Annotated in this window: 19 protein-coding genes and 2 tRNA genes; 11 read left to right on the top strand and 10 right to left on the bottom strand. The window is 63.1% G+C overall.

The window, feature by feature from the left end:
- Positions 1-103: 103 nt before the first annotated feature.
- From aroQ to Q0K12_RS05710, 5 genes are all read right to left on the bottom strand, one after another.
- Complete coding sequence (aroQ, locus tag Q0K12_RS05730; RefSeq protein ID WP_297260899.1) at positions 104-547, bottom strand: type II 3-dehydroquinate dehydratase; 444 nt, start codon at positions 545-547, stop codon at positions 104-106.
- 5 nt (positions 548-552) lie between these two features.
- Positions 553-1,407, bottom strand: coding sequence for a shikimate dehydrogenase (gene aroE / locus Q0K12_RS05725; RefSeq protein ID WP_297260897.1), 855 nt, complete (start codon positions 1,405-1,407; stop codon positions 553-555).
- 201 nt (positions 1,408-1,608) lie between these two features.
- Positions 1,609-3,156: a flagellar hook-basal body complex protein gene (locus Q0K12_RS05720; RefSeq protein ID WP_297260895.1), complete on the bottom strand. Its 1,548-nt coding sequence runs from the start codon at positions 3,154-3,156 to the stop codon at positions 1,609-1,611.
- A gap of 118 nt (positions 3,157-3,274) precedes the next feature.
- Entirely contained in the window at positions 3,275-3,691 is a 417-nt protein-coding gene (locus Q0K12_RS05715; RefSeq protein ID WP_297260893.1) for a rhodanese-like domain-containing protein, read from the bottom strand.
- Positions 3,692-3,699: 8 nt separating this feature from the next.
- Positions 3,700-4,887: a pyridoxal phosphate-dependent aminotransferase gene (locus tag Q0K12_RS05710; protein ID WP_297260891.1), complete on the bottom strand. Its 1,188-nt coding sequence runs from the start codon at positions 4,885-4,887 to the stop codon at positions 3,700-3,702.
- Between the two features lie 90 nt (positions 4,888-4,977).
- Between Q0K12_RS05710 and Q0K12_RS05705 the strand changes: the two genes are divergently transcribed.
- A complete protein-coding gene (locus tag Q0K12_RS05705) occupies positions 4,978-5,418 on the top strand; it encodes an MbtF (RefSeq protein ID WP_297260889.1) in 441 nt (146 codons plus the stop codon).
- Positions 5,419-5,967: 549 nt separating this feature from the next.
- Here the strand turns inward: Q0K12_RS05705 and Q0K12_RS05700 are convergent.
- A complete protein-coding gene (locus Q0K12_RS05700) occupies positions 5,968-7,662 on the bottom strand; it encodes a 3-phosphoshikimate 1-carboxyvinyltransferase (RefSeq protein WP_297260887.1) in 1,695 nt (564 codons plus the stop codon).
- Between the two features lie 408 nt (positions 7,663-8,070).
- The gene (locus Q0K12_RS05695) at positions 8,071-9,156 is read right to left on the bottom strand and encodes a TOBE domain-containing protein (protein WP_297260884.1); all 1,086 of its coding nucleotides are present in this window, start codon (positions 9,154-9,156) and stop codon (positions 8,071-8,073) included.
- 190 nt (positions 9,157-9,346) lie between these two features.
- On the opposite strand from Q0K12_RS05695, the gene modA reads away from it, so the two are divergent.
- From modA to Q0K12_RS05660, 7 genes are all read left to right on the top strand, one after another.
- A complete protein-coding gene (gene modA, locus Q0K12_RS05690; protein ID WP_297260917.1) occupies positions 9,347-10,087 on the top strand; it encodes a molybdate ABC transporter substrate-binding protein in 741 nt (246 codons plus the stop codon).
- Positions 10,088-10,175: 88 nt separating this feature from the next.
- Positions 10,176-10,952, top strand: coding sequence for a molybdate ABC transporter permease subunit (gene modB / locus Q0K12_RS05685; protein WP_297260882.1), 777 nt, complete (start codon positions 10,176-10,178; stop codon positions 10,950-10,952).
- Entirely contained in the window at positions 10,946-11,707 is a 762-nt protein-coding gene (locus tag Q0K12_RS05680) for an ATP-binding cassette domain-containing protein (RefSeq protein ID WP_297260880.1), read from the top strand. The genes modB and Q0K12_RS05680 overlap by 7 nt, the downstream gene beginning before the upstream one ends.
- 306 nt (positions 11,708-12,013) lie before the next feature.
- The gene (gene xsc / locus Q0K12_RS05675) at positions 12,014-13,756 is read left to right on the top strand and encodes a sulfoacetaldehyde acetyltransferase (protein WP_297260878.1); all 1,743 of its coding nucleotides are present in this window, start codon (positions 12,014-12,016) and stop codon (positions 13,754-13,756) included.
- A gap of 312 nt (positions 13,757-14,068) precedes the next feature.
- Positions 14,069-14,905 carry a phosphonoacetaldehyde hydrolase gene (gene phnX / locus Q0K12_RS05670; protein ID WP_297260875.1) on the top strand — a complete coding sequence of 279 codons (837 nt, stop codon included), beginning with the start codon at positions 14,069-14,071 and terminating at the stop codon, positions 14,903-14,905.
- Between the two features lie 242 nt (positions 14,906-15,147).
- Positions 15,148-16,446: a hypothetical protein gene (locus tag Q0K12_RS05665; RefSeq protein WP_297260873.1), complete on the top strand. Its 1,299-nt coding sequence runs from the start codon at positions 15,148-15,150 to the stop codon at positions 16,444-16,446.
- Positions 16,447-16,551: 105 nt separating this feature from the next.
- On the top strand, positions 16,552-16,767 hold the full coding sequence (locus tag Q0K12_RS05660) for a hypothetical protein (protein WP_297260871.1): 216 nt from the start codon (positions 16,552-16,554) through the stop codon (positions 16,765-16,767).
- Here the strand turns inward: Q0K12_RS05660 and Q0K12_RS05655 are convergent.
- A tRNA-Ser gene (locus Q0K12_RS05655) sits at positions 16,746-16,840 on the bottom strand. The genes Q0K12_RS05660 and Q0K12_RS05655 overlap by 22 nt on opposite strands.
- A gap of 161 nt (positions 16,841-17,001) precedes the next feature.
- Here Q0K12_RS05655 and Q0K12_RS05650 point away from each other — a divergent pair.
- From Q0K12_RS05650 to tnpA, 3 genes are all read left to right on the top strand, one after another.
- Positions 17,002-18,720 (top strand): glutamine--tRNA ligase/YqeY domain fusion protein, encoded by a 1,719-nt coding sequence (locus tag Q0K12_RS05650; protein WP_297260869.1) that lies wholly within the window; start codon positions 17,002-17,004, stop codon positions 18,718-18,720.
- 52 nt (positions 18,721-18,772) lie between these two features.
- Positions 18,773-18,848 (top strand) — tRNA-Lys (locus Q0K12_RS05645).
- 181 nt (positions 18,849-19,029) lie between these two features.
- A complete protein-coding gene (gene tnpA / locus Q0K12_RS05640) occupies positions 19,030-19,488 on the top strand; it encodes an IS200/IS605 family transposase (protein ID WP_297260867.1) in 459 nt (152 codons plus the stop codon).
- Between the two features lie 549 nt (positions 19,489-20,037).
- On the opposite strand, the gene Q0K12_RS05635 is transcribed toward tnpA, so the two are convergent.
- Entirely contained in the window at positions 20,038-20,448 is a 411-nt protein-coding gene (locus Q0K12_RS05635; protein ID WP_297260864.1) for a type II toxin-antitoxin system HicB family antitoxin, read from the bottom strand.
- Entirely contained in the window at positions 20,445-20,642 is a 198-nt protein-coding gene (locus tag Q0K12_RS05630; RefSeq protein ID WP_297260862.1) for a type II toxin-antitoxin system HicA family toxin, read from the bottom strand. Before Q0K12_RS05630 ends, Q0K12_RS05635 begins: the two co-directional genes overlap by 4 nt.
- Positions 20,643-21,194 lie beyond the last annotated feature (552 nt).

The following is a 21,194-nucleotide window of genomic DNA, read 5'->3' as shown; positions in this document are numbered from 1 at the left end:
GCCAAATTTAGGTTGTCCTAACGCAAGGACAGGAAAAAATCCAGCCTTCTGCCCGCCTCTGCCATTTTTTTCACGAGGAAATATGTCTGCCCGGCGCGGCCCCTCAGCGGGAGGAGGCCAGCGCATGCGCCGCCCGCAGGCCGAGCAGGTAGCTCTGCGGCCCGAATCCGGCGATGCTGCCCGCGCTCACCCGGGCCAGCACCGATTCGTGCCGGAAACTTTCGCGCGCATGCACGTTGGACATGTGCACCTCCACCACGGGGATGGTCAGCATGCCCAGCGCGTCCATGATGGCGTAGCTGTAGTGCGTCCAGGCTCCGGCATTGATGACGATGCCGCGGGTGCCGTCGTCCAGGGCCTGGTGGATGCGCTCCACCATCCGGCCTTCATGGTTGGTCTGGAAGATGTCCAGGCGCACGCCGAGCTCCGCGGCCAGCGCGTGCAGCGCGGCGTCGATCTCGGCAAGGGTGCTCGTGCCGTACTGGGTAGGGTCGCGGCGGCCGAACATGTTGAGGTTGACGCCGTGCAGGATCAGATAGTCGTGCATGCCGTTCACCTCCGTTCCTCGCCGTCGCGCAGGGCCGCCTCCAGCGCCTGCCGGGCCGTGGCGGGCAGATGGCTCCCCGTCCAGAGCAGGAACTGCGCATCCGCCTGGGCATGGAACATCTCCAGTCCGCCCAGGGGCTGCCAGCCCGCCGCCTCCGCCTCGACCAGGAAGCGCGTCCGCAGAGGATTGTACACGATGTCGTAGGCCAGCCCCGTGCGACCTTTCGTGCGGGCCCCGGCAAATTCGTAGGGGCTTTCTCCTTCGGCCTTGCCGTGCATGCCCAGGGGCGTGGCGTTGATGATCAGACGGGCGGGGACGGCATGGCGATCCTGCCAGGCGACGGGCTGCATGCCGAAGGCCTGCGCCAAGGCAAGGTGCGTCCGGTCCGAGGGCGTGCAGATGCTGCAGCGGCTGAAGCCGTGCGCGCGCAATCCGGCTGCAGCCGCACGGGCCGCGCCGCCGGCGCCCAGCAGCAGCACGGGCAGGTCTCGGGGCAGATCCCGGGCCAGCAGGGGGGCCATGAAGCCCGTCACGTCGGTATTCTCGCCGCACAGGCAGTCGTCCCGCCAGTAGAGGGTGTTGACCGCGCCCACGGCCTGCGCCGCCTCGCTGATCCTGTCCAGGTGCGGCATGACGGCCACCTTGTGCGGGATGGTGACCGAGCAGCCGCGCATGCGCAGCAGGCGGAAGCTGTCCACAAAGGCCGCCAGCCGTTCCGGGGCGATCTCCCAGCGCATGTAGACGGCATCGCGCCCCAGCGTCTGAAAGGCCGTATTGTGGATGAGCGGGCTCAGGCTCTGGCCCAGCGGCCAGCCGATGACGCCGTAGAGCTCGGCGGGAAGAAAGGGGGTTTGTTGCATGACTACACTCCGCGGACAGGAGGGCAGTATACCTCATTCCGCCGCAGGGCGCAATGCCCGCTCCGAGAGAGGGACGAACGGCGCGGGATCGGGAGGCGGATGCCGCGGACGCCGGGCGCGTGCTTTTCGGCGTGGCCCCCCAAAAAAAAAGCGCCTTTTCCGGCGGGAAAAGGCGCTTGCCAAAAACGCGGGGAGCTGCCGCTACGACCGCTTGATCTCCATGGCCTTCTGCAGCATGGCGTCCGCCGTGGTGACGGCCTTGCTGTTGGACTGGAAACCGCGCTGGGTGATGATCATGTTCACCATCTCCGTGGAGAGGTCCACGTTGGAGCCTTCGATATTGTAGGCGTGGATGGTGCCGTAGTTCTCCGTGCCGGCGCGCCCCATCTCCATCTGGCCGCATTCTTCCGTGGCGCTGAAGAGGTTGTTGCCCTCGCGGTAGAGGTTGTCCTCGGCCGTGAAGCGGCAGACGGGGATCTCCCAGAGCTTGACGTTCTGTCCGTTGGAATAATAGCCCACGATATCGCCTTCAGTGGTGATGTCGAAGGTCGTCAGGCGGCCCGAGGTGTAGCCGTCCTGCGAGGCGCGGGACTGATAGGAGTTGCCCGCGAAAGCCGTGGTGGCGCGATTGCTGACCACGGCATCGGCCCCCATGCCGGGCAGCAGGGAGTCGTCGGCGCCCACTTCGGCGGCCGAGGCCGGCGCATTGGTCCAGCCTCCCGAGGTGATGCCGAAATTGACGCCCACGGACTGGCCGTTGAGCGTGAACTGCGGTACGCCACCGGCAATATTTGCCGGCGTCCAGGTGGTGAGATCCTTGTTCCCGGCCTCGGTGGGGGTGAAAGCGGACATGCTCTTGAGCGTGCCGTCACTGTTGAAGTGCAGGGTGCCGCTCATGAGCAGGCCGGCGCCGTCGGGCAGGGTCTGCGGGTTGTCGGGATCTTCGCGGTTGGCGTCCTCGATGGCTTCCTTCATCTGATCCACTACGGTGGAGCTGGCCAGCACGAATTCCACGATGGTCTCGTTGGCGTCGGAAGGCGCGCGGTCGAAATAGGCGGTCACTTCCACCGGATTGCCTTCGGCGTCATACAGGGTGATGGGCATCTGGTAGCTGGCGCCGGTATTGCTGATGGGCGGGTTGGCCGTGGCGTTGTAGGACTGCTGCAGGGCAAAGTAGGGGTTTTCCTCGCTGACGGCCTTGTCCGTATCGAAGCCAAGATTGAACTGCCATTCGATCTGGCTGGTGGGCTTGGCCGTGAGCACCTGGAAGGCGCTCATCTGGATGGGCTCCACGGCATTGGAAAGGTTGCCCTGCGCGTCATAGCGGTAGCCGCTGACGGAGTAGCCCTGCGGGTTGCGCAGATAGCCCTCGTTGTCGGTGATGAAGTCCCCGGCGCGGGTGTAATAGGCGACGCCCGTGGTGTCGTCCACCACCTGGAAATAGCCCTTGCCGTTGAGGGCGAGGTCCGTCACCGTATTGGAAGTCTCAAAATTCCCCTGGGTGAGGATGGTGCGGATGGTGTCCACCTGCACGCCGTGACCGGTCTGCCCCAGCGCCACCTTGGAGTCTTCCTGATTGTCCCACCAGCCGCCCATACCGGCCTGGGTGGTGTACATGATGTCGGAAAACAGGATGCTTTGCTGCTTATAGCCAATGGTGCTGGTATTGGCGATATTGTTGCTGACCACCTGCATGCCCGTACTCAGGGCCTTCATGCCGGTAGCGCCTATATAAAGAGCAGAATTCACAGGCAACTCCTTCCTTTTTCCGTTCTCCCGCCGGCATCATCCGTCCGGCCGCTGTACGAGAACGCCGGGAGGAAAAATTTTCCTCCCGGTACGTTATGTCATGCAAGATGCATGCCCTTTACTGGGCAGGTTCCGGCTCGGTGACCGGCATACCGTCCTGCTGCCACTGTTTGAACCCCTTGTTGAGGTGATACAGCGGGCCAAGGCCGGCGTCCTCGAAGTATTCCAGCGCCTGCGAGGAGCGGTTGCCGGAGCGGCAGTACAGCAGGATGGGCGTGTTCTTGGGCAGCTCGGCCAGATGGAATTCAAAGCGCGGGCTGAAGAAGTCCAGATTGCGCGCATTGGCGATGTGCCCCGCGCGGTATTCGTCAGGCGTGCGGATGTCAAGGATGATCAGGCCCTCGGGCGGGGAGGCGATGAGCTCCCTGGCCTCGGCGCTGCTGACATCCTTGTAGGCAAGGGCTTCCAGAGGCATAAGGCAGACCAGCGTGAGCAACAGGGTGAGGAAAAGGGGCGCTCGCGGAAAAACGCGCATACGTCCTCCTAAAAAGCCGCCCGCGCCGCGGCGAAGCCGTCGGCGGCACGGCGGATGACCTTTTCATCCACGCAAAAGGCCAGACGGAAGTGGCCGGGATAGCCGAAACCGCTGCCCGGCACGGCGAGCACCCGTTCTTCCAGCAGGCGGTTCACGAAGGCCACGTCGTCGCCGCCCGGCGCCTTGGGGAAGAAGTAGAAGGCCCCGGCCGGCATCTGGTAGCTGTAGCCGGCGGCGTCGAGCACTTCGCTCATGGCCTTGCGTCGTGCCGCGTACACGGAAAGATCCACCTGGCTGCCCAGCGCGGCCGCCATGATGTGCTGCCCCACCACGGGCGGATTGACGAAGCCGAGGATGCGGTTGGTGAGCGTGAGAGCCGCCATGAGCGTGGCGTGTTCCTGCAGCAGCGGCGAGACGGCCACATAGCCCACGCGTTCGCCGGGCAGGGACAGGCTCTTGGAGAAGGAGCTGATGACCACGGCATGGGGATACAGCGGCAGGACGGAAGGCACTTCCACCCCGTCATAGGCCAGGAAACGGTAGGGCTCGTCGGCGATGAGCCAGATGGGCTTGCCGTATTCGCGGCTCTTGCGCTCCAGCAGGCTGGTGATGGCCTCGATCTGGCTGCGGGTATAGACGACCCCGGTGGGGTTATGCGGCGAATTGATGAGCAGGACGCGCGTCTTTTCGCTGATGGCGGCCTCGAGGGCGTCCATGTCCGGGGCGAAGGTGTCGGGCAGGCTCTTCACGGCCCGCAGGCTGCCGCCATGATTGGCGACGTAGAAGCCGTACTCCACGAAGTAGGGCGCAAAGGTCAGCATCTCCTCGCCGGGATTGATGACGGCCCGCAAAAAGGCGTTGAGACCGCCGGCGGCGCCGCAGCTCAGCAGCACATGATCGCCGTCGAGCGTACAGCCCTGTTCCTGCGAGAGGTGCTCGGCCAGACGCTGCCGGGCCCAGGGAAAACCGGCATTGGCCATGTAGCCGAAGGCAAAGGGCTCGCCGGCATGTTCGGCAAAGTCCCGCAGCCCCTTGCCCACGGCAGGCGGGGCGGGCAGATCGGGATTGCCCAGACTGAAGTCATACACGTTGTCAGCGCCGTATTTGGCCTTGAGCTGACCCCCGGCCTCGAACATGCGGCGGATCCAGGAGGCGTGCTCAAGGTAGCCGGCAACACTATCGGCAAGGATGGACATGATGGAACTCCTAAACAAGTTGTCAATCTGTGGGGGATTGGTTATACCGTGGAAATGCGATGTTTTGCAATTCCTATAAGGGAGGACGTCATGCGGAAATTTACCTTGGGCCGATGGGGACTGGCTGCCGGCGCTCTTCTGTGCATGAGCGGACTTGCCGGGTGCGGCGGCAAACAGGATGTTCCCGAGACGGCGCCGCAGGGCATGACCGTGGAGGTGGACTTCCTCCCCGTGCATCGCTGTTCGCGGCTTTCCCCGGCCATACAGGTACGTGGCGTGCCGAAAGGGACGTCCTATTTTGACGTGCGTCTCGTGGAGATGGAGCCCGTGGAGCGCCTGCTCGGGGGCGGCACATGGAGCAACGACGGCTCCGGCAAGATCGCCGAGGGCGGTCTGACCAAGCTGTACTCCGGCCCCTGCCCCCCGAAGGGCGTGGAGCGCCGCTATTCCTATGTCGTTTCCGCCATGCCCTTCGGCGGGGGGCAGCCCCTGAGCGTGCGGACGACGGAGATCCTCGTGGAAGGCGAATAATTTCCCCTTGCTGAGAGCATGAAAGACAGCGGGCGGCCCCGACGGGTCCCCGCTGTTTTTTTGCGGCCTCGCCCGGGGCTTTCCCGCAAAAAAAGGGCCGTCCGCTGTGCGAACGGCCCCGAAAGCGCGGCGTGTCTGTTGGCGTGTTTTCCGTTTGAAACGCTTCGCGTTTCAAAGCATACGGCCTGTCGCTTCGTGGAAAAAAAACACGGTTTTTCCGCCTGGCCCCGGCCGGGCGGCACGGTGTCGCCGCCTCGCATTTTGCTTTTCCAAAGGCAAAATGTTCTCGGGTCTGTTACACAAATTTTATAAACAAGTTCACTGGATAAGCAAAAGCAAGCTGTACATGCCCCGTGTGCCTTTGGGGGCGGGCTTACCTCGTGTTCCGACTCTTCCCATGGTAAAAGCGCGCTGGGAAAGGGACGGGGGCTTTGGGGGAAGGGGAACACCTCCCGCGCAGGCGAGGGGTTCCCCTTCCCCCAAACGAGCAGCAAATAGTGTTGACAGGCCCTGGCAAGGCGTCGGCGATATGACGCCGGTGGACAGCGGCTAATATTCTTCCGGCAGGTCGGGGATATCGGCCAGGGCGCTGGTGATGATGCGCCGCCGCTGCCGCTGCGCGGGAGCGGCCGGGGCGGGCTCCCGCTCCATCTTCGGGGCGGGCAGGCCGTTATAGAGCGTCCAGAAGGCCGGATACAGCGTGGTGATGACGCCGGGATTGCCGAGCCGGACCTGCCGCTTGTCCCGGGCGCAGGCGGCCAGCGCCAGCGCCAGCGCCCAGACCGGGGTAGGCGCATTCCAGCCGCGGCCGGTGACGGCCTGGGCGGATTCCTCGTCGTTTTGCGGCCGGAGCACGCCATCCTCCACACAGAGATGGAGCGCCGTGCAGAAACTGGCCATGTCGGTGCGGAACTCTTCGCCGGCCCGGGCGAACCATTCCGGCGGCAGCGGAGCGGAACCGTGCCGCAGGGCGGTCTGCGCCAGCAGGGCCAGCGGCAGCGGCAGCCATTCGGCCGGGAAATCGTCGGGCAGCGTGATCCCCCCGGCGGGCATATCCAGCGGGGAGGACAGCGTCAGTTCGATGGCGGGCTTTTCTCCCGTTTCCGCGCGTGGGGCGCAGCCGGCGCGGCGCAGCAGCTCCCAGCCGGCCAGGGCGGCCGGCGTCTGCGGCCAGACGCCTTCCAGGCGTACCGTACCGCCCAGCGAGGGGGCCAGCGCCAACAGCAGCAGGGCAAGCTCCGCCTCCACGGGCAGGCGGGGCCGCTCGGGCAGGGCAGTAAGGCCCGGCGTCACGCGGATGCTGTCTCCTTCGCGGAGGACGTCGGCTCCGGCCTGCTCAAGGATGGGCAGGGTACGGGCAAAGACGACGGCCCGCGCGGTCATGTCGGCAAGGTTCAGGCGCAGCGGTTGAGCATAGAAGGGCGCCGCCAGCAGGATGCCTTCCGCCAGTTCCACCGGCGCGTCGGCGGGCAGGCGCACCACGTCCGGCAGCACGCCGGAGCATTCCAGACGGACGGGCAGCCCGTCGGACTTGGGTACGGCCTGGATCAGCCGGGCCCCCATCTGTCCCGCAAATCGCCGGGCCACGGAGAAATCCGCCAGCCGGAGGTCGGCATCCCCCACGAACTTGGCGCGCGAGGGGCGGCCAAGGTAATGTCCCAATGCCAGATAGAAATTCCAGGCGCTGCACCCCACATGCACCACCTTGTCGGGCGCGGCCAGGGGCGCGGCCGTCATGACGCTCACGCCGTCGTTCTCGCGGGTGAGCGCGGCGCCGAGCTGGTTGAGCATCTTGACGCAATCCACGATGGGATCGTTCATCAGGCAGGGTTCGAGGCGCAGGGGCCGCCCGGCCGCCGCCGCCAGATAGAGCCAGGCCCGCGTTTCGCGGCAGGCCAGCGGCGCGCGCATGGCGAGGTTGACCGGGGCCGTGGCCGGGGCAAGGTTGAAGGCCGGGCGCTTGTCGGCAGGCTCATCCTCGGGACGGGGGAGGAACTCCACTTCCTGCATGAGCGTGAAGAGGCGGCTGCTCAAACGGGGATCGCGGCTGACGCGTGAGGCCGCGGCTTCCCAGGCTTCACGCAGGAATTTTTCTTCCGCGGGGTCAAGATGCCCCTTGGCGGTATGCATGCGCCGCAGCAGGTTGTGACGGCGCATGAGCAGGCGCAGGATATCGCGGTCAATCTCGCAAACGGATTCCCGCAGGCTCTTGCGGGGACGGTTCTCGGTAGCGTGCTCGCTCATGATGGTTCCTTGAGGAAGGGATGGCTGGCGGACGGCAGGCTGGCCGTGCCGCAGGGTCGCGCCCGTTTCTCTAGCCTGAAATTTCCCGGCTGGCAAGCCATACGCGGCACGGGGGGCTCCTTTCCTCTCCGGTCCCATCTTCTTTCCCCGCGCGCCTCCCGTTTTGCCTTTTTCATGGGCAAAACGTTCTTGCGGCAACGGGCAGGGCGCGGCGCGCCAAATGTGCCTCTCTTCGTGGAAGAGCGTAAAAATCTGCGTTGACGCCCAGGGCCTGTCGACACATGTTTTGCAAATGACTTCACCAGATAAGTCAGGCATGCTGAACGCGCTCCGCTTGCCTTTTGCGGCGGGCTTGCCTTGTGGCCTAGACTCTTCCCCCAAAACGATGGGCAAAGAGCGTTGACAGGCCTAGCCCGCCGAGAGGATGACCGAGAGCGCGCCGAACCAGGCTTGCGCTTCCATGCCGGGCGCAAGGGCCGGCAGGTGGACGTCTTCCTGCAGGATGCAGACGCGGGTCCCGTCCGCAAGGCGCAGCAGGATCTCCCGCCAGCGCGGATCGCTGCGGAGTTGTTCCACCTCGCCGTGGAAATGGGTGGCGTCGGGCGGCGGCGGGCAGCCGTCCCCGGCAAGATGCACCTGCGGCGCCTTGACATGCGCGGCAAGGCGGCAGCCCTCGCGGATGTCGAGCTGCTGGCGGCTGGTCTCGGTGATGATGGCCGTCAGGAGCAGGCCGCCGGGCGTGAGCAGTTCCACGCGGCAGGCCAGGCCGCAGGGGGCGCAGCACAGTACCCGTCCGGAAAAGGTGTTGCGGGCGCTGCTGCGGGGCGTGTTGTCCTCGCCCTGTATCCGTTGCTGCAGGAGCGCCGTCATGCCGGGCGGAAGGGGGGCGGCCGCCTGCTGTCCGCGTCCCAGAAAGGCGTCCACCAGCGCCGGGGAGAGGCCGTGCCGCCGCAACTCCCGCGCCCGATTGTGCCGCAGGCTGCGGGCGGACAGCAGACCGGCGGGGAAGCCGCAGGCCCGGCCGCACTGGGCAAAGGTGCGGCGCATGAGGCTGCTGTCGCAGGACAGGGAAGCCAACGCGCCCAGAAAGGCGGGATCCGCCAGCCGGTCGTGCAGCGTGCGGACAAGGGGCAGCGGCAGGGGGACGAGGCGGTCCGGCCGTCCGCGCACACGCAGGCAGCCCCGGGACCAGTCCCAGTCGTCCGGCCGCAGGGAGAACGCCTCCACCAGCCGCAGGCCGCCGTAGCGCAACAGCAGGAAAAGATACCAGAGCCGCAGCCGGGCCTGCCGGTCGCGTACGGTCCGGGCCCCGGCGCAGCGGTCCTCGAACCACTGTTCCGCCGCGCGGCATTCCGCGACGGACAGCGGAGCGCGCGCATCCGCATGGCCGTCATCGGCGGGCAGCAGCCGGCGGCGCAGCCATTCCCTGTCCTGAAGGCTCAGGGAGCGCCAGAGATCTTCCAGGCGCTCACGATCACGCGGAGATTGTTTCATAAGCTAAGATGTTAGCATGGAAAATCGATGAGATGCAAGAATAGATATTGTCACGCTTTTTTGTGGGATCGTGAGGGGTTTGCCAAAATGCGGCCTGACGGGCAAGGTAGGCCTACGCTGCGGGACAGCGGCATTTTTCACCTCAAGGAGCGTTGCGATGCGCGGGACAGGTTTCGTGTTTTCGGGGAAGATGCGTCTGGCGGCCTGGCTGCTCGGCCTCTGGCTGGCGGCTGGCGCGACGGCGGCCCAGGCCGGGGAAATGGTCGTCTCGGGCGCGGCCAGTCTGACCAATGCCTTTGGCGAGCTCAAGACCCTGTTTGAAAAGCGGCATCCCGGGCTGACGGTGCATACGAACTATGCGGCCTCCAACCCGTTGCTCAAGCAGATGCAGGAAGGCGCTCCGGTGGATGTCTTCGCCTCGGCGGATCAGGAGACCATGGACAAGGCCGAGAAGGCCGGGCTCATCGATCCTGCGACGCGGCGGGACTTCGTTTGCAACAAGCTGGTGCTTATCGTCCCCAAGGGGGGCAAGAAGCCGGCCGGCATGGCCGAACTTTCGGGGTGCCGGCGCATAGCGGTGGGGAATCCCGACTCCGTTCCCGCCGGCCGCTATGCCCGGGAATCCCTGACCCAGGCCGGGCTGTGGGAGGCGCTTGCCCCCAAGCTCATCATGGGCAACAGCGTGCGTCAGGTGCTGGATTATGTGGCGCGCGGCGAGGTGGACGCCGGATTCGTCTACGCGACAGACGCCCGGCAGATGGCCGACAAGGTGGAGGTGGTGCTCGTGGCGGAAGGCCACAAGCCCGTGCTCTATCCCGTGGCCGTGGCGACCACCGGCAAGAACGCCGCGCAGGGCAAGGCCTTTGTGGACTTCCTGCTGTCTTCGGAAGCGGGCGAGGTCCTGGCCCGGTACGGCTTTTCCCGGCCCTAGCCTCTTCCGTACGCCGGCCTGACGGCGGATCACGCGGGGCGGCATCCTTGCCTCAGGGATGTCTCCCCGCCGCATGGCGTGATGTCGCATGGATGACTTCTCTTTGCTGGATCCTTTACTGCTCTCGCTGCGCGTAGCGGCGCTGGCGACCTTCTTTTCTTCTCTCGGCGCGCTGCTGCTGGCCTGGAAGCTCTCCCGGCGGCGCGGCCCGCTGCCCGCTCTGCTGGATGCCTTCTGCGCCCTGCCGCTGGTGCTGCCGCCCACGGTCGTGGGCTATTACCTTATATTATTGCTGGGGCGGCGCGGCCTCATGGGGCAGTGGCTGGCCGAGGCGGGCATAAGCCTCATCTTTTCCTGGCAGGGGGCGGTGGTGGCCGCCACGGTGGTGGTCTTTCCCCTGATCTACAAATCGGCACGGGCCGCGCTGGAACAGGTGGACAGCCGTCTGGAGAATGCCGCCCGCACGCTGGGGGCGGGGGAGTGGCGCATCTTGCTGAGCATCTCGCTGCCGCTGGCCTGGCGCGGCATATTTGCCGGCCTCATGCTGGCCTTTGCCCGCGGCATGGGCGAGTTCGGGGCCACGCTCATGCTGGCCGGCAATATCCCCGGCAGGACGCAGACGCTGGCGCTGGCCATCTACGACGCTTTCCAGGCCGGCAACGACGCTCGGGCCACGCTGCTCGTGCTGGTCACGTCGGGGCTCTGCATGGGCCTGCTCGCCGGAGCGGAACTGCTGGTCCGGCTGCGCCGCCGCCGGAGCGCCGCGCGGACGGCACGGCCGCGGCGGGAAGGCTGTCCGCTGCGGCGGAACGTCCGCGGGGCCAGGCAGGCGAACGTGCTCCGCGAGCGGCGGCCGGCATGCTAGATCTTCGTCTTTTCCTTGAATTGACGGGCGGCGGCAGCCGTTTTTGCCTTGATGTGGACTACAGCCTGTCCCTGCGGCAGGGGCCTGTCGTCCTCTTCGGAGCATCCGGCTCGGGGAAATCCCTGACCCTGCAATGTCTGGCCGGGCTCGTACGGCCGGACAGCGGGCGTATCTGCCTGCAGGGCGACGTCTTGTTCGATTCTTCACAAAATATCTGGCTGCCGGCGCGGGACCGCCGCCTGGGCTACATGTTCCAGGAATATGCCCTGTTCCCGCACCTGTCCGTGCTGGCCAACGTGGCCTATGCCCGCAGCGGCCGGCGCGTATGGCGGCCCGATCCCGACTTGCGGGAGGAGGCCTTGCGGACGCTGGAGCGGCTCGGGCTGGCCCATCTGGCCGAGCGCAAGCCGGGGGAGATATCGGGCGGCCAGCGGCAGCGCGTGGCCCTGGCCCGCGCCCTGTTCTCGCGCCCGCGCCTCTTGCTGCTGGACGAGCCCTTTTCCGCGCTGGACCCGCTGCTGCGCGAGCGTCTGCGCGCCGAGCTGGCCGAGCGCCTGCGGGAAGCGGGCATCCCGCTGCTCATGATCACGCACGACCCGCTGGATGTGGAGGTCTTCGCGTCGTCGCTGGTCGTCTACGCCGGGGGGAGGGCGCAGGTCTTTGCGGACTATGCCGCCACACGACGGGGCTTCGCCGATACGCGCGCCTGCCTTACCGCGCTGCTCGCCGACGCGGGCGAGCGGCAGGATATTTGAAATATGCTCAATTTTTCCGGCGGGATGGCGGCCTCGTCACGTGCCGTGAGCTGTCCGGAAAATCTGTGAAAAAAAATTTTATATGTAATTACGAGAAGCTGAAGCCATTTTTGAGCACGATGGTTGACATGTTCCGCGCTTCCGTCGTATGAAGAGTCATCCACGCTCCCACCCGGTGGGAGTACGACCGGTACGCCCTGTGCCGGTCAGGGACGAACGAAGAGTTCGGGTTCCACGCACGCGGCGGGCTTGCCCCTGCAAGCGTGGTTGTGTTCACAATAAACAGTGTGCATAAGGAGTTTAATTATGCCTAAGATGACTCCCAGTGAGGCGATGGCCGAAGTCCTGGTGGAAGAAGGCGTCAAACACGTCAGCGGTATCCTCGGTTCCGCTTACATGGACCTGCTGGACCTGTTCCCCGCCGCCGGCATCGACTTCATCTCCGTGCGTCATGAGCAGACCGCTGGCCACATGGAAGACGCTTTCTGCCGTCTGACCGGCAAAGCCGGTGTGGTGATCGGCCAGAACGGCCCTGGCATCACCAACTACGTGACCGCCGTGGCCACTGCCAACATGGCTCACACCCCGATGGTCATCATCTCCCCCAGCGCCGGTTCCGCTTCCATCGGTTGGGACGGCTTCCAGGAATGCGACACGTGGAACCTGTTCAAACCCGTGACCAAGGCTTCCCTGCGCGTGCCTCATCCCAAGCGCGCCGCCGACGTGCTGCGCACCGCTTTCCGTAGCGCCTACGCCCTGCGTGGCCCGGTGCTCGTGGACGTGCCGCGTGACTACTTCTACGGCGAACTGGATGAAGAAATCCTGAAGCCCAGCCAGTACCGCGTCGCCCCCGGCGGCATCGGCAACCCGGAACAGTTCAAGCACGCTGTGGAAGTGCTGAAGGCCGCCAAGAAGCCCGTGATCGTGGCCGGCCGCGGCGTGGTTGACGCCGACTGCGTGGAAACCGTGAAAGCCCTGGCCGAACACCTCGGCGCCCCGGTTGCCTGCACCTACCTGCACAACGACGCCTTCCCCTGCGACCATCCGCTGTGGACGGGCCCCATCGGCTACATGGGTTCCCATGCCGCCATGCGCATCATGCAGGACGCCGACGTCATCCTGGCCATCGGTACCCGTCTGTCCTACTTCGGCACCCTGCCCCAGGACGGCATCAACTACTTCCCGAAGACCGCCAAGATCGTGCAGATCGACATCAACCCGCTGCACATCGCCAAGACCCACCCGATCACCGTGGGCCTGTGCGCCGACGCCGGCGACGCTTCCGTGGAACTGCTGAAGCAGCTGCGTGAAGCCACCAAGCCCTGCGCCGATCTGACCTCCGTGTACAACCGCGTGAAGTCCGAACTGGAAGTGTGGTTCAAGGAAATCGACGAGATCGCCAACGAGCCCACCATCGAAGGCCGTATGCATCCCCGCAAGGCCCTGGAAGTGGTCGGCAAGTTCGTGACCGACAACAACGTGATTGCCACCACCGACATCGGCAACACCTCCTCCACCGCCAACAGCTATCTGCGTTTCAAGAATCCGAAACGCCACATCGCTACCCTGACCTTCGGTAACACCGGCTTCGCTTACCAGGCTGCCCTGGGCGCCCAGCTGGCTTGCCCCGAAGACACCGTGCTCTCCATCGCCGGCGACGGCGCTTGGGGCATGAGCCTCTTCGAAGTGCCCACCGCTTGCCAGTTCAACCTGCCCGTCATCGCCACCGTGTACAACAACGGTGCCTGGTGCGCGGAAAAGAAGAACCAGGTGGACTTCTACAACAACCGCTTCGTGGGCGCGGACATCTGGTCCAAGTCCTACGCGAAAATCGCCGAAGCCATGGGCGCCGACGGCTACACCGTCAACACCCAGAAGGATCTGGCCGAAGCCCTCGAGGCCGCCAAGAAGAACCGTCGTCCTGCCGTGATCGAAATCATGACCGACGGTACCCGTCTGGCCCCGCCCTTCCGCCGCGACGCTCTGGCTCTGCCCACCCGCTTCCTGCCCAAGTACGAACACCTGGACAAGAAGCACTTCGCGAAGTAAGCGAATTGCGACTGCAAGCGACCCCGCCCCGGGCGGGGTCGCCCCTCAGGGCGGGAAGGCTTTCCCGCCCTTTTTTTATCTTGCCGGTTCGCCTCGCCGCGTGAGGGGGCAGGGCATACCGGCCAGAAGGCACACCAGCGGTGTCCCTTCATGTGTGATCATTGCCGGCGTGAGGCCGGGAGGTATGCTTTTGTGGCGGGACCCTGCGTCCTGCCGCGATGGGATCGACACCATATAGAGAACGCTGTTTCCGCATGGCCGCTCCGGCAGGAGCCCCTGTGGCGGAGGCCTTGTCAGCGAGGAGGTTTTTCCATGAAGCCCTTTCTGAAGCGCGAACCCTATACCGGGCCGGTACAGGCCATTATCCTTGACTGGGCAGGAACCACTGTGGATCACGGCTGCCGCGGGCCGGTCGCCGTGTTTTCGCGCGCGTTCGAGCAGTACGGCATCGTCCCCACGGTGGAGGAAGTGCGCGGCCCCATGGGCAAGGACAAGCGCGAGCATGTGCAGTGCATGCTGCATATGGATCGTATCGCCGCCCTCTGGAAGGTAGAGCACGGCGCGCTGCCGGATGAATCCGTGACCGACAAGATCTACGCGCGGGTGCAGGAACTCATGCCGGAAACGCTGGCCGACTACGCCACGCCGGTGCCGGGCTGGGTGGAGGCCTGCAACGCGCTGAAAGCCCGCGGCATCAAGATCGGGTCCTGCACGGGCTATACGCGGGACATGGTCGTGCGGCTGGAACCTCGCGCCGCCGCTCTGGGCTATGTGCCGGACGCTTTCGTGACCTCGGATGAAGTGCCCGTGGGCCGTCCCTGGCCCTGGATGGCCTATCTCAACTGCCAGCGGTTGGGCGTACACCCGCTGGAGTCCTGCATCAAGGTGGGCGACACGGTGGCCGACATCGAGGAAGGCATCAACGCCGGGATGTGGGTCGTGGGCGTGACGCGCACCAGCAATGCTCTCGGCCTGACGGAAGAAGAGGCCGCCGCCATGCCGGCTGCCGAGCTGGCGGCCAAGGAAGAAGCCTTTGCCGAGGTGCTGCGCAAGGCCGGGGCGCATTATGTTTTGCACAGCGTGGCCGACCTGCCGGATCTCGTGCCTGTGATCGAGGCGCGTCTCAAAGCGGCTGAGCGGCCCTGGTAAGCGTGACAGGGAACGGTGCGGGCGGAAGCTTGAGACAGGCTTCCGCCCGCGTTTTAGCGTATTTTGTCTTGGAAAAAGGCAAAAGACGAGCGGTCGCACAGGGCCGCCCGGCCAAAAGTGAGCGGTAACAGCGTGTTTTTCCGCGAAACGCCAGGCCGCAGGGTTTGGAGCGTGAAGCGTTCCAAGCGGAAAATGCTTTATGTAAGAAAAGCATCAATCTTGTTGTCCGACATGGAGTTCGTATGGCCTGTTCGCTTCGCTACTATCGCTTCTGGAGTATAAGGAGTCTGACCTTTTATCTTTCGACGGAGGCGATCGCACTTCTTTTATTTTTCGCAGCGGCCCTGTTGTCTGTCCTGCAGCATGTGCAGTTGCGTTCCGAGCCGGAGCCCTACGTCAGAGAGCTCCGTGAGGCGAAGCGTTTTCGTGGAGAGCTGCTTTCCGTTTTGCGACACGAAGCGTCCGCAGCGTCAGGTACCGTCGCGACATCAGCGGAAGCGGACGCCTCCTGGCTCCGAGTGGATGCGCGGCAGGTGAACGTGAAATCGCCGCTGCCTCTGCTGGTAGCGGGGGAGACGGTGGGCTTTCGCTGGCGGGATACCCCGCCGGACGTCAGCGACGAGGGCACACTTGCCGGGCCCGGGCCGCTGGATCTCTGGCTGGGCCGGGTGGTGAGCGAAAGCGACTGGGATGCTTTTTGTGTGGCGGTGGAGCTGCTTTTGCGGCGACAGTGGAAGCCTGCCGCTGTGACCGCGATCTCGGACGAATCCGATGACGCGCTGCAGCGTCGCATATGGCTGGCGAAGGTGGCGGAACCGGGGAGCGGCCGGGAGATGGTGCAGGCCTGGGCGGTCACCACAGCGTATGAGGGCATCCCCCTGTTTTTCTTTGCTCAGCGTGCGGTACGCGGCGATCTCGAAACGGCGGAAGCTGTGGTGACGGAAAGCCTGCACAGCCAGATGGACGCCGCTCTGCCGTATGGCCGGCTTGAACAGATGGAAATGGATGTCGTCTGCGCGCTGGCCGTAAACAATCCGTTGCTGTTGTGCGCTTTGCTCTTCGGCTTGTTTTTTGCCAAAGAACCCGGCTTTGCGGTGTTGAGCGCGGCGTGGCTGTCCACCGTCTCCACTCTGGGGTTCAGGGTCGCTGAGTTATTGGGGGTGCCCATTTCCTTGAATATCGTAAAATTGTTTGAGTTTTCCCTTATCAATGTTCTCTTGGCCGTGGGCGTCGCATTGGTGGGAGTCGTGGCCGGCTGTCTGTGCCGCGGAAAACAGATTGAGTGGGATGTTCGGCAGGCGGAGATCGACATCATACAACGTCTTGGCGATCGGGGCGAGTTGTCGGAAGAGGAAGATGCCCTGCTCAAACTGACCCGGAGCCGGATGCAACGTTGTTTCACGCAACTGTTTATGGCGGTCGTCTGGCTGGCGGCATTTTCGTGGGGATTCATCTTGCTGTCGGCGCAATGTGCCGAATATACCTATAACGGCACGCCGCAGGTGATTTCCCGGCTTGAACAAATGACGCCCCTGCGCTAGCCGCTTCGCTAAAGGGTATTGCAGTCAAATCAGGCAGGCCGCTCACATGTCGTCCGGCATGTTGCGGCCTGCTTGTCATGGAATGATTTCCCTTTGGATGGCATCGTGCGTCAAACCATGCGGCTTGGCGTTTCGCGGGAAAAAACGCGCTTTTTCCGCTTGGTTTCGGCCCGACGTCGCTATGCCGCCGCCTCGCGTTCTTCCTTTTTCAAGGGTAAAACGCTCTATCCGCCGTTGGGGTGTCCGCCGGAAGATACGAAAAAAGGCAGTTGGTCAAAACCAACTGCCTTGTTTCCTGCTGGCGGAGAGGGAGGGATTTGAACCCTCGATACAGGTTTAAGCCCGTATACTCGCTTAGCAGGCGAGCTCCTTCGGCCGACTCGGACACCTCTCCCAATGTGACGAAACACATTGCGAAAAGTACCCTATCCTTTGGCGGCAAGATTGTCAAGCCATTTTCCTGAGCCAATGTGCAGCCGGGCGGCCTCTGCCGCATGCGTTGACCCCTTTGTCGGCCTTGCGTATATTGGCCGCTCATCTATTGCGAGGAATGCCATGAGCGAAACAAGCCTTTCTGTGAATGCCCCGGAAGAGGGCGAAGCCGCCACCCGGTCCGGTGTGGACTTTGTTCGCGCCGCCATTATGGATGACAATGCCTCCGGTCGTTTCGGCGGCAAAGTGCACACGCGCTTTCCTCCCGAGCCCAACGGCTACCTGCACCTGGGTCATGCCAAGTCCATCTGCCTGAATTTCGGCGTGGCCCGCGAATTCGGCGGGCTGTGCAATCTGCGTTTTGACGATACCAACCCCACCAAGGAAGATACCGAATATGTGGACGCCATCCGCGAGGATGTGCGCTGGCTGGGCGGGGACTGGCAGGACAGGGAGTTCTACGCTTCCAACTATTTTGAGCAGCTTTACGGCTATGCCGAGGAGCTGATCAAGATGGGCAAGGCCTATGTGGACGACTTGAGCGCCGACGAGATCCGCGAGTATCGCGGCACGCTGACCCGCCCCGGCAAGGAAAGCCCCTGCCGTAATCGCAGCGTGGAAGTGAATCTGGATCTCTTCCGCCGGATGCGCGCCGGGGAATTTGCCGACGGCGAGCATGTGCTGCGGGCCAAGATCGATATGGCCTCGCCCAACCTCGTCATGCGGGACCCCACGCTGTACCGCATCCGTCATGCCCATCATCACCGTACGGGCGATGCCTGGTGCATCTACCCCATGTACGACTTCACGCACTGTCTGTCGGATTCCATCGAGGGCATCACGCATTCCCTCTGCACGCTGGAATTCGTCAACAACCGCGAACTGTACGACTGGGTGCTGGATACGCTGGGCCTGTACCATCCGCAGCAGATGGAATTTGCCCGTCTGAGCCTCACGCATACCGTCCTGTCCAAGCGCAAGCTCATCCAGCTCGTGCAGGAAGGCCATGTGCGCGGCTGGGACGACCCGCGCATGCCCACGCTTTGCGGCCTGCGCCGTCGTGGCGTGCCCCCGGAAGCCCTGCACGACTTCTGCCGCCGCATCGGTCTGGCCCGCGCGGACTCCACCGTGGAGTATTCCCTGCTGGAATTCTGCATTCGCGAATACCTCAACGCGCATACGGCGCGGGTCATGGCGGTGCTCGATCCGGTGAAGGTGGTCATCGAGAACTATCCCGAAGGGCAGGAAGAATCCTTCGACATGCCCTATCATCCCGAAGATCCCGCCTACGGATCGCGGCAGGTGCCCTTCTCGCGGGAACTCTGGATCGAGCGGGACGACTTCCGGCAGGACCCGCCCAAGAAGTATTTCCGCCTTGCGCCCGGGGCCGAGGTGCGCCTGCGTTACGCCTATTTCATCACCTGCCGCGAGGCGGTGTACGATGCGGACGGCGTGCTCAAGGAGCTGCGCTGCACCTATGATCCCGAAAGCCGGGGCGGGCAGAGCCCGGACGGCCGCAAGGTCAAGGGCACCATCCACTGGGTCAGCGCTGCCCATGCGCTGCCGGCCACGGTGCGCCTCTACGACCATCTGTTTGCCGCGGAGAACCCCAACGCCATGCCGGAAGGCCAGACCTTCCTGGATGCGCTCAATCCCGATTCCCTGCGGGAAGTGACCGCCATGCTGGAGCCCGCTTTGGCCGGGCTGCCCGTGGGGCAGACCGTGCAGTTCGAGCGCCTGGGCTACTTCTGCAAGGACGCGGACAGCACGGATACGCGCCCGGTCTTCAACCGGACGGTGGGCCTGCGCGACAGCTGGGCCAAGATGGAAAAGAAGGCCTGAGCGCTAAGGGCTTGACAAGAAAGCCCCGGCAGCGTACACAACAACTCTCAACGGGTCGTTAACTCAGTAGGTAGAGTATCTGCCTTTTAAGCAGAGAGTCGCAGGTTCGATCCCCGCACGACCCACCATGAGCATCAGGCTCTTGCGTTCAGGCGCAAGAGCCTTTTTGTATGAAGAAAACCTCCCGCTAGGCGGGAGGTTCAAAAAAGCTTAAAGCTTTGCGTGTGTTATAAAAACTCCTTTTGATTTGCTAGTATCACGTTGCGGTCTGGCAACTGCAACAATGAAGCAAATCAAAAGGAGGTCACAATGGGTGACACCAAAAGTTTAGCGCATACCAAATGGAACTGCAAATATCATGTAGTCTTTGCTCCCAAATATCGCCGCCAGGTTTTCTATGGAGAGAAAAAGCGAGCAATCGGTGAAATTTTGCGTAAGCTGTGCGAATGGAAGGGAGTTAATATCATTGAGGCAGAATGTTGTCCTGACCATATCCACATGTTGCTTGAAATTCCGCCGAAAATGAGTGTCTCTGGATTCATGGGATATTTGAAGGGGAAAAGTAGCTTAATGATATATGAACAATTCGGAGATCTGAAATTCAAGTATCGCAATCGTGAGTTTTGGTGCCGTGGGTATTATGTGGATACAGTTGGTAAAAATGCGACAAAAATCCGTGAATATATCCGCAAGCAACTAGAAGAAGACAAGCTGGGGACACAGCTCAGTCTTCCGTATGCGGGTAGCCCGTTTACGGGCCGCAAGTAACAAATATGCAGATGTCAGACCGTTATGCGCCTGTTAGGGCGCAGCTGGTAAAAAAGCCTTATAGGCGCATATGAAGAACCACCGGCTTTGCCGGTGGGTCCCTTTTTCTTTTGGCAAAGCGCAGGCCGGGGCGGGGCCGGCGCGGCACAAAAAAAGCCCGCCGGAAAATCCGACGGGCAGGATGTCGTATGGCGGAGAGGGTGACCATCGAATGCTTTTTGCAACATACTTATTTTAATGGATAAAATTCACGTTAAAAAATCATCATCCCCACAAATATACCCACAAAACAAAAAATGTCCCCCTTTTGGGTGAGGGGCCTTTTTGACGGTTTGACAGTACACGGCGATCAGGTCGGAGGCAATGCCCGCGGCTTCGGCATGGCACGTTCATGGGGTTATTTTTCCGGCAGGGGGGCAGCCGCCTCCGCGTAGTTTTCAGGATTGAACATACCTCCCCATTATTCCCAGAATTGCCGTGTCCTGATTGCCGGGCAACGAAAAAGCCGCCCCATTCGAGGCGGCGTGATATGGCAGGAGAAAGGGGGTATCAGGCGTAGGCTTGCGCCGCCGCCGCAAGAAAGCCGCTGCGGGTCATACCGTGGGCGCGGGCCTTGCTGTCGATCCGCTTCAGGACGTGTTCGGGAAAAGAGACGTTGACGCGCACAAGGCGCTCGGTTTCCTCGTCGCACGGGACAAGCTGCAACAATGTCCCCTCCGGCAGGGCAAGCCCTTCCTCCTTGCACCATTGGGCAATGGCCGCCCGGGCGTGTGCCGCGTCCGACGGTTCCGGCAACGGTTCCCCGTCCTCACGCATGGCTTTCACCCTGCCGGAAAGGGCCTCCGAAGCGGCGGAAAAGGCCGCGCACAAGCTATCCCCCTGCGTTGCCAGCTCAAAGTCCGCAAAAAGCACCGACCACGTTTCCCCGTCAGGAATAAATGCCGCAAAATAGGTCTTCATTTCGTGTTCCTCAGCATGACGCCGGATTGCCGCTCAATGGATTTGATGACGAATATCCCCAGCTCTTTCTTGGGGTGGGGAACCGTCGTTTTTCCGCTTTTCGTGGGGTGCTTGAAATGCCAATGGTCACCCTCTGTCGAAACATGGAACCATCCATCGTCAAGCAGTTTCCTTATGACTTCCCGGCTGTTCATGGACGTACTTTACACATTTTTTGTGTAGAGCGCAATCAAAAGTCAATAAATTCAGCTACGGCAATATGCAGTGCCCTCCCCGTGGCGCTGTTGGTGAAGAGCCGGAATCAGATTCCGGTCAACGCCAAGGGTCGCAGTTCATTTGCTGCCCTTTGCCGGTCAACGCCTTCCTTTTTTTGTGGTCAACGGTGTTGACCATGCCATTGACCTTGGCGTCCTTGTAGGTAACCAGCTCAAAATTGAGCGCGTTGCCACGGGCCGGGGGGCTGGACGGAATAGCCCCCTTTTTTTTTTGTGGTTTACACCGTTAACCAAGCCGTTAACTTTCCCCCTGCCGGGCACGATGGCCGGAGGGTCACATCCGTTGTGGATCCCTGTGGCTTTTTTTATGGTTGCACCCTGCAACCACCCCCGCAACGTCTCCCGTCGCCCTTGCATTCCGCCCTTGCGTTTGCCGGTCGCCAACCTTGAAAGCCAGCAACGACAGGTCCTTTCTCCGACAGGGGGCTTGCGTTTGCCCCTGCCGGAAAGCCGTCACGGTTCCCCGCACCG

The organism is uncultured Desulfovibrio sp., assembly GCF_944324525.1.
In the GTDB taxonomy this organism is placed as follows: Bacteria; Desulfobacterota; Desulfovibrionia; order Desulfovibrionales; family Desulfovibrionaceae; genus Desulfovibrio.
Note: the sequence above shows the minus strand (reverse complement) of the source record. Positions and strands in the feature narration are given on the sequence as shown.